Consider the following 13,526-nt stretch of genomic DNA (forward strand, 5'->3'; position numbering starts at 1 on the left):
TAACAGTTGAATTGTTAATGAGGTGTGGAGATTCATCACAAGAGAAGCGTCCTAACCCCTTAACAATTTGTTTACATTCGTAGCCATGGAAAAAATCAAGCCCACTCCAGCATATAATGTATCTTCAGGACAAGTAATTTCTTTGGAAAAAGGAAAAATACCTCCACAAGCAGTTGATTTAGAGACTGTTGTGATAGGGGCTTTAATGATTGATAAAAAAGGAGTCGATGAGGTGATCGATATTCTTTCACCAGATGTTTTCTATAAAGACCAACACAAACACATCTTTGAAGCCATTAGAATTCTCTTTGAAGAAGGTCAGCCCGTTGACTTATTAACGGTTTCTGAGCAATTAAAGAAAATGGCAAAATTGGATATCGTAGGAGGAGATTATTACTTGATTCAATTGACGCAAAAAGTAGCCTCTTCTGCTCATATTGAGTACCATGCGCGTATTATATTGCAGAAGTATATCCAGCGTTCGCTTATTAAAATTTCAAATGAAATTATTGAAGAAGCCTATGATGATACTACGGATGTTTTTGACTTATTAGATACGGCAGAAAGTAAACTATACGAAGTAACACAAGGGAACGTAAAACGTAGTAGTGAGTCTGCGCAAAACTTAGTAATTCAAGCGAAGAAGAAGATTGAAGAAATGTCTAATAAAGAAGGGATGTCAGGAATTCCTACTGGATTTACGAAAGTAGATGAACTGACTTCTGGATGGCAACCGAGTGATTTGATTATTGTAGCAGCACGTCCAGGTATGGGTAAAACGGCTATGACGCTTACGATGGCTCGTAATATGGCAGTAGATCAAAACATACCCGTAGCCTTCTTCTCACTGGAGATGTCTTCGGTACAGTTGATTACCCGTCTTATTTCTTCAGAAACAGGACTGTCTTCAGAAAAATTACGTACAGGTAAACTAGAAAAACACGAGTGGGAGCAATTAAATGTAAAAGTAAAGAGCTTAGAAAAAGCACCTTTGTTTATAGATGACACGCCATCGCTTTCTATCTTTGATTTAAGAGCAAAGGCAAGACGTCTCGCTTCTCAATTTGGCATTAAGATCATCATGATTGACTACTTGCAGTTAATGACAGGTGGATCTGCACAAAAAGGAGGCGGAAACCGTGAACAGGAAATCTCGATGATTTCGCGTAACCTGAAAGCACTCGCAAAAGAACTTTCTATTCCTGTAATTGCACTATCACAGTTATCACGTGCGGTAGAGACCCGTGGTGGTAGTAAGCGTCCGCTACTTTCCGACCTTCGTGAATCTGGAGCGATTGAGCAAGATGCCGATATTGTATCTTTCATCTACCGTCCAGAATATTATAAGATAGAAGAGTGGGATGATGAAGAACGCAGTCCAACCGAAGGACAAGGAGAATTTATCGTAGCAAAACACCGTAATGGTGGGTTGGATAATATTCGATTAAAATTTATTGGTCACTTAGGTAAGTTTGATAACCTTGATGATTTCAGTACTCCGTATGAATTTGCAAGTAGTATGAATGCTGCAGCCAATGACGACACCTTCAAGCCAGATAGCCTTCCTTCACCAGACCAAGCTTTTGGTAGTGAAGAAGATGATGGGGTTCCTTTTTAATACAGTTATAAGTTAATTGTTAATCGTTTATATAATTTTATATGAGAACTGCAGAAAGAAAACCGGAGTTGAAATATATAAGTGGTAAAATAACTTATAGGCTGTTGAGGGATATCATACTTGATGAAAGGTTGACAAATGAGGATACTATAATATTAAACCCTTCATGTTTTGATGATGTGATTTTAGAATATAGAGATACTTATGGGGAAAGTATGACATTTCCGCATTTGCTTTTAGGAGTTTTAATCAGAGAAAAAGATGATGAGCGTATTCCAATAAGAAGAATCGGAATTTTAAGAAATGATGATATTTCAGACAGAAACATAGAAATTAATACATTTAATTACTATGATGGAGAAATTGTATATCGATGTGGATGGTGTGGTAGTATTGTAGATAAGAACGGGATAGTACTTAATGGTTATGATAGAGAAAGGTCAATAAATTATATTCAGAATTATAAAAACTCAATAGTTCATAATGTTCCTGGGAATTGTTGTCCTAATGGACATGATTAAAATATTTTACTTCTAAAGGTTTCTCAATTTTAATTACTAAAGTAATATAAAAATAGAGTACTACTCTAATTTAGAGTGTTACTCTATTTTCTATTGATATAAGAACTACAATTCTTCACACCTCCCTCGATCCCTCCTTTTTAGGAGGGAAGTCATTCCTCTAGAAGTAAGAGTATGAGTTTCCCCTCTAGAGATTGGAGTAAGAGATATTTAAAGCAGAATTAGGAGTACTCTATCTTACGACCTCTCATTAGTAATTAGAATACATACAAAAAGAGCTCCTTCCCTCGGCGAGGGAAGGTGGCTGTGTCGAGGAAACGAGACATAGACGGAAGGGAGCGTTATTTCGTATACTTTCATAACTCCTTCCTATGAGGAAAGCTAATTTGTCTTGACTCCTGATTCTTAATTCTTGAAGCGTAGCGATCCTGCCTACCGTCAGGCAGGCCTGATTCTTTCTCACATCTCCTTCAAAAACTACTCACTACAACTATATATTGTTAACTACATACTAATCTCTTAACATGGCATCACTTTTGTCATAAGAAAACCGTATTTTTAAACGTTACATACCATACAACTATGTCGTATGTAGTATTGCTTATGAAATGAGTTTACATCAATGAAAAGAATAATTGCATTATTTCTATTGGTACTATCGTGCCATTTCGCGCAAGCGTCCTATATCTTAATTCCTATGGATGTAGAGGGGCAGCGAGAACACTTAAAAGCCTACGGAATTACCTATTGGACATTAGATCAACAGATCAAAGTAAAATGGTTATTGAATTATAGAGGCGGTTCCTTTTTAGTACCCGATACAGAAGACATCCGAAGAGAATGTACCATACGTGGGGTTTCTTATGAAGTCCTATCTGATGGGAAAACAGAAGAACTATTGACCATGATCAGCAGTCCGTCGCAAAATATGGAGGCGGTGGTGTTAGAAAAAGCACCTAAAATTGCCGTATATACTCCGGATAGTAAAGTACCATGGGACGATGCGGTAACGATGGTATTAACCTATGCTGAGATTCCCTATGAAACCATTTATGATGAGCAAGTATTAAGCGATCAGTTAATACTCTATGATTGGTTACACTTACATCACGAAGACTTTACAGGGCAGTATGGAAAATTTTATGGAGCCTACCGAGCAGCACCTTGGTATATCGAAGAAAAGAAAGCCGCTGAGGACTTAGCTACAAAACTAGGCTATACTAAGGTATCTGAAGAAAAAAGAGATGTCTCCTTAAAAATACGCGACTATGTAGTAGGAGGCGGATTTATGTTTGCCATGTGTAGTGCCACCGATAGCTTTGATATTGCCTTAGCTGCCGAAGGTGTAGATATTTGCGAACCTATGTTTGATGGAGATGCATCAGATGCTAATTATCAATCTAAAATTGACTTTAGTAAAACCTTCGCATTTAAAAACTTTACACTTGAACGTTCACCTACTATATATGAATTTTCAACCATAGATATGACACGTAAACGTCGTATTCCTTTTGAAACAGATTATTTTACATTAAAAGATTACAGTGCTAAGTGGGATCCCATTCCAACAATGTTATGTCAAAACCATACTGCCTTAGTCAAAGGATTTATGGGGCAGACAACCTCTTATGATTCAGCGTTAATTAAATCGAATGTGCTTATTATGGGAGAGAACTTAACTAATGGGGAGGCACGTTATATTCACGGAATTAAAGGAAAAGGATTTTTTACATTTTATGGCGGACATGATCCAGAAGATTACCGTCACCGTGTAGGAGATCCAAAAACAGAATTAGAATTGCATCCTAATTCTCCAGGATATCGTTTAATATTAAACAATGTGCTTTTCCCAGCAGCGCGAAAGAAAAAACAAAAAACCTGATATGATAACACGACACTATAAAGTACTTGGAATTGCATTAGTCGTATTCTGTTCATTTACGATAGTACCAGAACGTATTGCGTGGCAACCCAATAAAACCTTATCATGGACCGATTTTAAAGGAAGCCCTAATGGGAAAGGAAGTTTTGTAGCAAGTACTAGTAGTGGGATGAGTCAGTCGTATGTGATAGATGGTAGAGGAATGCTTGATAAAAGTGAGACAGAAGTAGTCGCTCATTTTTATCCAGAATATTCTTGGTATAGAGCTAAAGATACAACCGCTCGATTACTAAAACATGAGCAAACGCATTTTGATATTACAGAGATTCATACCCGAATATTAAATGCACGTATTCAATCGTATAATTTTACATCAAATTCTAAAAAAGAAGTAAAAGCATTGTATGAAGAAGTCGAAGAACAACGACGCGCTATGCAACGCGCTTTTGATGAAGAAACAAATCACTCTATAAATAGAGAAGCTGAAAAGAGATGGGAAACAAAAATTGAGAGACTTCTGTTACCTCAATAACCTTATTATCTTTAAATATTCTTCATAAAAAATAAGAACTGCGCAAAATCATTTCGTTGTGACAAGTTACTATTGTCATTTCAAAATCAATAGTAACGAAAACCAATGAATGATTTATACAATAGAAAAAGCAAACTTAGTTGCAACGCAATTAAAGAAATTTACCACAGGATATGGATATTATGTAGTAGGGCAATATGCTAATATTGACTTTTGGCTAGAAGAAGTCATTGCAGCTCAAAGAACCATAGACGCATATAAATCTAGATTTAATAATATGCGTGATGCTCAGAAAGAATACATAACAAAACACGATGTCAGGGTATCTGATTATTGTCATATATGTGGTGGGAAATGTGAATTTAGTGATGGGAACCCACCTTCGCCATCACCACCTAAGCGTATGTCTAGTGCTGTATTAGATGCGACACAAAAAGAATTGGTAAATGCGATGTATTATTTTTTAGCCCGCTGTTATAGAATGGGATTTCTAAACGATATACAATTAAAACAAAAATGTGACAGGATAGGTACGAGTATTGATCCAAGTGATCTGTAAGCACAAAAAAAGCCTTCCAATCTGGAAGGCTTTTTCTATATATAAAAATATTTCTTAGTTGTAAAATGGTACTTCAACAAGTGTAGTATCCCATCCTAATACCATATGGTATCCTTTTTCAACAGGCTTGAATCCGATAGAAAATGCTTCTACAACTTCTTTTCCTTGTGATACAGGCACTGTGATACGAGCCACATCATTACTTTCTTTGTAAGCATATGCTCCCCAATCATCAAGATCAGAATTAAGAATAATTGTCCATTCTTTTTCTCCTGGAATTGTAAATAAAGAATACGTTCCTGCTTTTACAGTTTTGTCTCCAAATTTGTAATCTTGCATTAACTTGATCTCAGTAGCTTCATCTGCACCGGTACGCCATACTTTTCCGTAAGAAACTAATCCTCCAAAAACATCACGTCCTTTTTTCTGAGGACGGCTATAAATTACTTTCATTGTTGGTTTTGCGCGACGATCTGCTTTTGCATAAGCAATATCTGTTGGACTTTTTTGAAGACCTGCAAACTGAGCGTTAACTGAAGGTGCAACCATAAAAGCCATAGCTATAAGAGCTAGTGTAAATAATTTTTTCATTTGAGTTTAATTTTGGTTTAAAGATACAGTAGGCTATAAATTTAAGATGTTAAATAAAGCTTAAGATTTATCCCTCTAGAAACAGTCGTACTAAAGGATCAAAACTTTCAAAATTTTTCTATATACGCTTTCGCGAAAGCGTATAGCTTATGTATTGAATAGATATAAGTAATTATTGTTTCATATTGTAACTTAATATTGTTTTTATGTTTTATTAATGAAACTATAATGAGACATTTGAACTATAAATTATAAAACAAATTAGTTATGTGTGGAATTGTATGTGCCTTCGAACTAAAACAAGATATGACAACCTTACGTCCTCAGTTATTAGAAATGTCGAAAGAAATTCGTCATAGAGGGCCAGATTGGAGCGGGATTTATGCAACTGAAAAAGTGATCTTAGCGCATGAACGTCTTGCTATTGTAGATCCAGCGTCTGGAAAACAACCGTTAATAGATGCATCAGGAAATTTAATTCTTGCAGCCAACGGAGAAATATACAATCACAAAGAACTAAAAGCAGAACTCACAACGGATTATGCATTTCAAACGGCATCAGATTGTGAGATTATCCTAGCCTTATATCAAGAAAAAGGTGTTGACTTTTTAGATGATTTAAACGGTATTTTTGGATTTGCTTTATATGATACAAAAACAGATAGCTATTTAATTGCACGTGACCATATGGGAATTATTCCGCTATATATGGGGTGGGATGCGCATGGAACATTTTATGTAGCATCAGAGTTAAAAGCATTAGAAGGCGTTTGTTCAAAAATCGAATTATTCCCTCCAGGACATTACTTATCAAGTACAGATGGAGAATTGGTACGTTGGTATAAACGTGACTGGATGGACTATGATGCGGTAAAAGACAATGAAACGAGTATCGAAGAGTTACATGATGCACTTGCTGCTTCTGTAAAACGCCAATTAATGAGTGATGTACCTTATGGGGTATTATTATCTGGCGGCTTAGATTCTTCGATTACCAGTGCTGTTGCAAAATTATATTCTGAAAAAAGAGTTGAATCTGGAGATGAACAAGATGCATGGTGGCCACAATTACATTCATTTAGTATTGGATTAAAAGGATCGCCAGATCTTGCTGCCGCGCAAGTAGTCGCAGATCATATTGGAACGGTGCATCATCCAATAGAATTTACCATTCAAGAAGGACTTGATGCTATCCGGGATGTGATTTATCACTTAGAAACCTATGATATCACAACCATACGTGCCAGTACACCTATGTATTTAATGGCGAGAGTAATTAAATCGATGGGGGTAAAAATGGTACTCTCTGGAGAAGGAGCTGATGAGATTTTTGGAGGCTATTTATATTTTCACAAAGCACCTAATGCAAAAGAATTCCATGAAGAAACAGTTCGTAAACTAGATAAACTTCATATGTATGATTGCTTACGTGCCAACAAATCACTGGCGGCATGGGGAATTGAAGGACGAGTTCCTTTTTTAGATAAAGAATTTATGGATGTGGCGATGCGTTTGAACCCCATAGATAAAATGATTACCAAAGAACGTAGAGGGATGGAAAAATGGGTATTACGTAAAGCCTTTGAAAAGTACTTGCCAGAAAGTGTCGCATGGAGACAAAAAGAGCAGTTTTCTGATGGCGTTGGCTACAGTTGGATAGATACACTTAAAGAAGTGGTAGAAACCGCTGTAAGTGATCTCCAAATGGAAAATGCACACCATCGTTTTCCTATTCATACGCCTCAAAACAAAGAAGAATTTTATTATCGATCTATTTTTGAAGAGCATTTTCCAAGTGATGCCGCTGCATTATGTGTGCCTTCGGTACCCTCTGTCGCGTGTAGTACACCTATCGCATTAGAATGGGATGAAGCCTTTAAAAACATGAATGATCCGTCGGGTAGAGCCGTTGCGATGGTGCATGATGATGCGTATTAAAATAATAATTTTATTTCCCCCTTTTAAACGCCGGCATTTGCTGGCGTTTTTTACTTGATTTTATGCCATTTACAAACAAAACAGAATTTGAATGTATACGCTTTCGCGAAAGCGCATAAATACTATACTTCCCACGCTTTTACTTTTTCACAAATTGTTGATAACTTCAAGGGTTTTGGCACGCTTTTAACCAGATAGAAGGAGCCCTTTTTTTATATTTGTTAACCTTAGATTTTTAAGACAATTTTAAGAAGACTATATATGAGCGAAGACGCTAACAAAAAACAGTATTCAGCAGATAGTATTCAGGCCCTAGAAGGGATGGAGCATGTGCGTATGCGACCATCGATGTATATTGGTGATGTAGGGGTACGAGGACTACACCATTTAGTATATGAAGTTGTTGATAACTCAATAGATGAGGCACTTGCAGGACACTGTGATACCATTAATGTAACAATAAACGAAGATAACTCTATTACGACACGTGATAACGGTCGTGGTATCCCTGTAGGAATTCATAAAAAAGAAGGGGTATCTGCACTAGAGGTAGTAATGACCAAGATTGGTGCTGGAGGTAAATTTGATAAAGATTCATATAAAGTATCTGGAGGACTCCACGGAGTTGGGGTTTCTTGTGTAAACGCACTTTCTGACCATTTAAGAGCTACCGTATACAAAGAAGGTAAAATCTGGGAACAAGAATACGAAAGAGGAAAAGCATTATATCCTGTAAAGGCTATTGGAGATACAGATTTTACGGGTACAGAAGTTACATTCTTACCTGATAGAAGTATTTTTCAGCAAACAATAGAGTATAATTATGATACACTAGCATCTCGTTTAAGAGAGCTTGCTTACCTTAATAAAGGTATTACAATTACACTTGTTGATAAGCGACATAAAAAGGAAGATGGAGAGTTTGAAGGTGAAACATTTCATAGTACAGAAGGACTTTCTGAGTTTGTACGTTTCTTAGATGGTACTCGTAATGCAATCATAGGAGATGTCATCTCTATGGAAGGTGAGAAAAATGGTATTCCTGTAGAAGTAGCTATGATTTATAATGATAGTTATTCTGAAAATTTACATTCGTATGTAAATAATATCAATACGCATGAAGGAGGGACGCATTTAGCAGGTTTCCGTCGTGGGCTTACAGGATCACTTAAAAAGTTTGCAGATAATTCTGGAATGCTAGACAAGCTGAAGTTTGATATTGCGGGAGATGATTTCCGTGAAGGATTAACAGCGATTATATCTGTAAAAGTTGGAGAGCCACAATTTGAAGGGCAAACAAAAACAAAATTAGGAAACCGTGAGGTGACATCGGCCGTTTCGCAAGCAGTTGCAGAAATGATTGAGATATACATGGAAGAAAATCCTAATGATGCAAAAACGATTGTTCAGAAAGTAATTCTTGCAGCTCAAGCACGTCACGCAGCTAAAAAAGCTCGTGAAATGGTACAGCGTAAGACCGTTATGAGTATTGGAGGTCTTCCTGGGAAATTATCAGATTGTTCAGAAACCGATCCTGCATTATGTGAAGTATTCCTTGTAGAGGGAGATTCGGCAGGAGGAACGGCTAAGCAAGGTCGTGATCGTGAGTTTCAAGCAATCCTTCCTTTACGTGGTAAGATCTTGAACGTAGAAAAAGCAATGCAACATAAGGTTTTTGAAAACGAAGAAATCAAAAATATCTTTACAGCATTAGGAGTTACTATTGGAACTGAAGAAGATAGTAAAGCGCTTAATTTATCAAAATTACGTTATCATAAAGTAGTGATTATGTGTGATGCCGATGTGGATGGTAGTCATATTTCTACATTGATTCTAACATTCTTCTTTAGATACATGAAAGAGCTTGTAGAGAATGGGTATGTATATATTGCGACACCTCCATTATATCTTGTTAAGAAAGGACAGAAAAAACAATATGCTTGGGATGATGAACAACGTGATCAAATAGCTGCTACTTTTGGAAACCAAGGAGTGTCTATACAACGATACAAAGGTCTTGGAGAGATGAATGCAGAACAGTTATGGGATACAACAATGAATCCTGAATTTAGAACACTTAGACAAGTAGCTATTGACAATGGTACAGAAGCAGATCGTATATTTTCAATGCTTATGGGAGATGAAGTTCCACCTCGTCGTGAGTTTATAGAAAAGAATGCAGTGTATGCAAATATCGATGCTTAGTCATAAAATATGAATTTATTTTATGTACTAAAATCTGATAATTAAAAGATTACATATTATATCGAAAATGCGACCAGCTGAAAAAGTGGTCGCATTTTTTGTTGAAATAAATCTATATAGATAACTTAATTTAAATTCCCTTATTTTCGCTCGCAAATAAACTACAATCATGCGAATTAAAATCCTACTTGCACTTTCCTTTATGGGAGGTTTTACTTCATTAAATTCCCAAACGACACTTCAAGATACAGAACTTATTTTAACAGATATGCTCCTCATTTCTGAGCGCTATGTTGCCCCTGGGGCTGATGCTGCTGCCTACCAAGCTACAAGTGGCTGGGCAAGTACTGCAAAAAGTTTGGATCTATTTCAAATAGATGTATCCGTACATATGAATGCCTTGTTTATACCTAATAGAAGAAGATCATTTACAGTACGTAATAACGATTTTAATGCCTTGCGTATACGAGGAGGAGAGACAACAACAATCCCTACCGTATTAGGAGGCGATACAAGTACTTTTTTTGATTTTGAAATAGGTGGAGAGCCTAATGAATTTCAGGCATTTGAAGGTATTAATGAAAATCAATTATTTCATCCTTTTATTCAAGCTTCTGTTGGGCTCTGGAAACAAACGGATTTTACCGTACGTTATTCTCCTGATATAGCAATTTCAGATGCCGAATATGGAATCTTTGGACTAGCTGTTAAACATTCGATAAGTCAGTATTTTCAAAAAGATATTGAAGAAAGTGAAGAGAAGATTAAAAACCCTTTAGAAGTAGCTGTGCAAGTTGCCTATTCAAGATTTAACTCTGGTTTATCATTTGATCCTTTTCAAATTGAGGGTCCAGATGGAGAAGAAGGCGCACCTCCTTTATTACTAGTGAATCAACTAGATGTAATGTTAAATTCATGGTCATTTCAAGCAATAGGATCAAAGCGTTATCACAATTTTGAATTTTTTGGTGGAGTAGGAGTTGTACTAAATGATGCTCAGTTTGTTATGAATGGAGAACCTGGACTTGTATTAGCCCTTTTAAACAATCTTTTACAAGGATTAGATGCTTCTAGAACTGTAGTTAAAGGTGATATAGGAGTAAACTATCACTTAGGGGATTTTTATGTGTCTAATGCATTTACTTTTGGAGAGTTTGCAAACTATAATCTATCTGTGCATTATAAGATATAAGTAACAGTTGCAGAAGTTTTTGTAACTGCTCTTGGAGGGATACCACTTGATAAAATAGGATCATTATGATCTAGATCGAACATCGACAGTTCAAGTGTAAGATCTGTACATAATATATATTGTGATTAGTGACGTGAAATTGATTTCTTAAAACTTGTTTTTCTGCTTCATTAGTATCTGTCACATATTTTATGACAATTTCTCCAATAACAAATTGTGAATTCGGTGTTGTAAGTTTGTCAGTGGTAGTTTCTGTGCTACCTTCTAAAGTGTTATCAATACTATCATCTTTTTTACATCAAGTAGTTACGTATAAGGGTAATAATACTGCTAAAAAAATAAATTTTCCATAATTTTTATTTTAAAATTAGTTTAGGATTTTATATAAATGACTTAAATATTAGGTGTTAATGCGTCTATATAAAGGAAAGAGGAAAATGATATGTTTTATATTACCCACTTATTTTGTGTTATTTTCAGATGTCTTTTAACCCTTCCTTAGTAATTAAATGTTAAAGAAGCCGTATTTTTGCGACTAGTTGAAAAAACAATAACAAATTCAAAAAAATAAATTTATGAAAGTTACCGTAGTAGGTGCAGGAGCAGTAGGAGCGAGTTGTGCCGAATATATCGCTATTAAAGATTTTGCTAGTGAGGTAGTATTACTAGACATTAAAGAAGGATATGCCGAAGGAAAGGCAATGGACTTAATGCAAACAGCCTCTCTCAATGGTTTTGATACTAAAATTACTGGTTCTACTAGTGATTATAGTAAAACAGCAGGGAGTGATATTGCGGTAATTACTTCCGGTATTCCTCGTAAGCCAGGAATGACTCGTGAAGAATTAATAGGAATTAATGCTGGGATTGTAAAATCTGTATCCGCTAGTCTGGTAGAACATTCTCCAAATGTAATTTTAATTGTAGTTTCTAACCCTATGGATACTATGACGTATCTAACTCATAAAGTAACGGGACTTCCTAAAAACCGCATCATTGGTATGGGAGGAGCATTAGATAGTGCGCGTTTTAAATATCGTTTAGCTGAAGCATTAGGAGCTCCTATTTCTGATGTAGATGGAATGGTAATTGGAGGACATTCTGATAAAGGAATGGTGCCTTTAACACGTCTAGCGACTCGTAATAGCGTACCAGCTTCAGAATTTTTAAGTGAAGAGCGTTTACAACAAGTATTAGAAGATACAAAAGTAGGAGGGGCAACTCTAACCAAACTTCTTGGAACATCTGCTTGGTATGCACCAGGAGCTGCTGTATCAGGACTTGTACAAGCCATTGCTTGTGATCAAAAGAAAATATTCCCTTGTTCTACATTATTAGAAGGTGAATATGGACTTTCAGATCTTTGTATTGGAGTACCTGTTGTTTTAGGCCGTAATGGTATTGAAAAAATCGTAGAGATTAACTTAAGTGATGCAGAAAAAGCACACTTAGAAGAAAGTGCAGCGGGAGTTAAGAAAACCAATGCTCTTTTAGATGCATAAATGATAGCTGTGTACGCTTTCGCGAAAGCGTATACAACAAAATAATAAATAGTATAAGGAAAGAGAGTGTTCTATAAGCACTCTCTTTTTGTATATATGACTCTCTTTTTAATGAATATAGAATCAAATACCTAGAATAATAAAAATATTGGCAAATCATAATTGAAACCCTATATTTGCACGTTTTGTAAAAAGATCGGTTACGGTTTATTGCACTACAAAATTCTTTATTTTTTGAAATTAGGCGTGAAAAACAAATGGTACATAAGTGCTTTTATTTTTGCTCTAGCTATAATCGGTATTAGCTTAGAGCAAGTTTCTGTGCCTAATCAAGAGATTGTTATTCAATTTGCAGATGTAGAGGTTACTCCTAATGAAACTCAAAATGCAATAGCACTTGTTAAAAGTCAGTTAGAGACTATAGCAGCTGATAACATAAAGATTCAAGAATTAGGAAATGGCACATTAAAAATCACATACTACAGTGATGTCACCGTTTCTGAAATCAAACAAATAGTCTCCGAAGGTGTTGAAATAGCCTTCAACACTGCTCTCGAAAAAGAGAATGCAGAAGTCCCTTCTAAAGAAGAACTAACGCCTTATCAACTGGATGTTTATGAAATTCAGAATGGTAATGATCTTGTTGGGTCTAGCGGAAATGTTATAGAAGCGAAATCAGAAATTATTCGTTTTTTTACTCCAGACACGTATGCTACGCTAAGTAAACGGCATAAAGAAGAGAACAATAAGATTCAAAAAACAGCATATATATGCTATGCAAATATTGCAATCGCAATAGATACTACTACGTATAAAATTCCAGAAGTAAGAGCTGGACCTAGTGCATAAATATTCTAGACATAAGTGATTAAATTTATAGAGTAATCACTTTCCAAAAGGCTTATACACTATAAGCCAAAACTAAATTCCATAATAAATTAATCATCAAGGGTATGTTAGGAAACAACTATTCTCCTATCCATACT

The 13,526-nt window shown here is 35.8% G+C and carries 11 protein-coding genes; 10 read left to right on the top strand and 1 reads right to left on the bottom strand.

Annotated features, from left to right (window positions below; genetic code table 11):
- Positions 1 to 85: 85 nt before the first annotated feature.
- The 5 genes from dnaB (at position 86) to Q1A60_RS19840 (ending at position 5,112) form a co-directional block, all read left to right on the top strand.
- Positions 86 to 1,618, top strand: a complete 1,533-nt coding sequence (gene dnaB, locus Q1A60_RS19820; protein WP_299769008.1) for a replicative DNA helicase — start codon at positions 86 to 88, stop codon at positions 1,616 to 1,618.
- A 41-nt stretch (positions 1,619 to 1,659) separates the two neighbouring features.
- A complete protein-coding gene (locus Q1A60_RS19825) occupies positions 1,660 to 2,139 on the top strand; it encodes a hypothetical protein (RefSeq protein ID WP_299769005.1) in 480 nt (159 codons plus the stop codon).
- A 622-nt stretch (positions 2,140 to 2,761) separates the two neighbouring features.
- On the top strand, positions 2,762 to 4,021 hold the full coding sequence (locus Q1A60_RS19830; protein ID WP_299769002.1) for an asparagine synthetase B: 1,260 nt from the start codon (positions 2,762 to 2,764) through the stop codon (positions 4,019 to 4,021).
- Position 4,022: 1 nt separating this feature from the next.
- Positions 4,023 to 4,553: a DUF922 domain-containing protein gene (locus Q1A60_RS19835; RefSeq protein WP_299768999.1), complete on the top strand. Its 531-nt coding sequence runs from the start codon at positions 4,023 to 4,025 to the stop codon at positions 4,551 to 4,553.
- Positions 4,554 to 4,662: 109 nt separating this feature from the next.
- Complete coding sequence (locus Q1A60_RS19840) at positions 4,663 to 5,112, top strand: hypothetical protein (RefSeq protein ID WP_299768996.1); 450 nt, start codon at positions 4,663 to 4,665, stop codon at positions 5,110 to 5,112.
- Between the two features lie 54 nt (positions 5,113 to 5,166).
- On the opposite strand, the gene Q1A60_RS19845 is transcribed toward Q1A60_RS19840, so the two are convergent.
- The gene (locus tag Q1A60_RS19845) at positions 5,167 to 5,703 is read right to left on the bottom strand and encodes a DUF2911 domain-containing protein (protein WP_299768993.1); all 537 of its coding nucleotides are present in this window, start codon (positions 5,701 to 5,703) and stop codon (positions 5,167 to 5,169) included.
- Between the two features lie 267 nt (positions 5,704 to 5,970).
- Here Q1A60_RS19845 and asnB point away from each other — a divergent pair, with 267 nt between their 5' ends.
- From asnB to Q1A60_RS19870, 5 genes are all read left to right on the top strand, one after another.
- Positions 5,971 to 7,641, top strand: coding sequence for an asparagine synthase B (asnB, locus tag Q1A60_RS19850; protein ID WP_299768990.1), 1,671 nt, complete (start codon positions 5,971 to 5,973; stop codon positions 7,639 to 7,641).
- Positions 7,642 to 7,902: 261 nt separating this feature from the next.
- Positions 7,903 to 9,846 carry a DNA topoisomerase (ATP-hydrolyzing) subunit B gene (gene gyrB, locus Q1A60_RS19855; RefSeq protein WP_299768987.1) on the top strand — a complete coding sequence of 648 codons (1,944 nt, stop codon included), beginning with the start codon at positions 7,903 to 7,905 and terminating at the stop codon, positions 9,844 to 9,846.
- A 169-nt stretch (positions 9,847 to 10,015) separates the two neighbouring features.
- Positions 10,016 to 11,038, top strand: a complete 1,023-nt coding sequence (locus Q1A60_RS19860) for a DUF6588 family protein (RefSeq protein WP_299768985.1) — start codon at positions 10,016 to 10,018, stop codon at positions 11,036 to 11,038.
- A 575-nt stretch (positions 11,039 to 11,613) separates the two neighbouring features.
- A complete protein-coding gene (gene mdh / locus Q1A60_RS19865; protein WP_299768982.1) occupies positions 11,614 to 12,540 on the top strand; it encodes a malate dehydrogenase in 927 nt (308 codons plus the stop codon).
- Between the two features lie 234 nt (positions 12,541 to 12,774).
- On the top strand, positions 12,775 to 13,389 hold the full coding sequence (locus Q1A60_RS19870) for a hypothetical protein (RefSeq protein WP_299768979.1): 615 nt from the start codon (positions 12,775 to 12,777) through the stop codon (positions 13,387 to 13,389).
- Positions 13,390 to 13,526 lie beyond the last annotated feature (137 nt).

Source organism: uncultured Dokdonia sp. (assembly GCF_947492535.1).
Taxonomy (GTDB): domain Bacteria; phylum Bacteroidota; class Bacteroidia; order Flavobacteriales; family Flavobacteriaceae; genus Dokdonia.

Excerpts from the sequence above, each read along its gene's own strand:
- gyrB (WP_299768987.1), top strand. The coding sequence starts at position 7,903 with ATGAGCGAAGACGCTAACAAAAAACAGTATTCAGCAGATAGTATTCAG.
- Q1A60_RS19835 (WP_299768999.1), top strand. The coding sequence starts at position 4,023 with ATGATAACACGACACTATAAAGTACTTGGAATTGCATTAGTCGTATTC.
- Q1A60_RS19825 (WP_299769005.1), top strand. The coding sequence starts at position 1,660 with ATGAGAACTGCAGAAAGAAAACCGGAGTTGAAATATATAAGTGGTAAA.
- dnaB (WP_299769008.1), top strand. The coding sequence starts at position 86 with ATGGAAAAAATCAAGCCCACTCCAGCATATAATGTATCTTCAGGACAA.
- Q1A60_RS19840 (WP_299768996.1), top strand. The coding sequence starts at position 4,663 with ATGATTTATACAATAGAAAAAGCAAACTTAGTTGCAACGCAATTAAAG.
- asnB (WP_299768990.1), top strand. The coding sequence starts at position 5,971 with ATGTGTGGAATTGTATGTGCCTTCGAACTAAAACAAGATATGACAACC.
- mdh (WP_299768982.1), top strand. The coding sequence starts at position 11,614 with ATGAAAGTTACCGTAGTAGGTGCAGGAGCAGTAGGAGCGAGTTGTGCC.
- Q1A60_RS19830 (WP_299769002.1), top strand. The coding sequence starts at position 2,762 with ATGAAAAGAATAATTGCATTATTTCTATTGGTACTATCGTGCCATTTC.
- Q1A60_RS19845 (WP_299768993.1), bottom strand. The coding sequence starts at position 5,703 with ATGAAAAAATTATTTACACTAGCTCTTATAGCTATGGCTTTTATGGTT.
- Q1A60_RS19860 (WP_299768985.1), top strand. The coding sequence starts at position 10,016 with ATGCGAATTAAAATCCTACTTGCACTTTCCTTTATGGGAGGTTTTACT.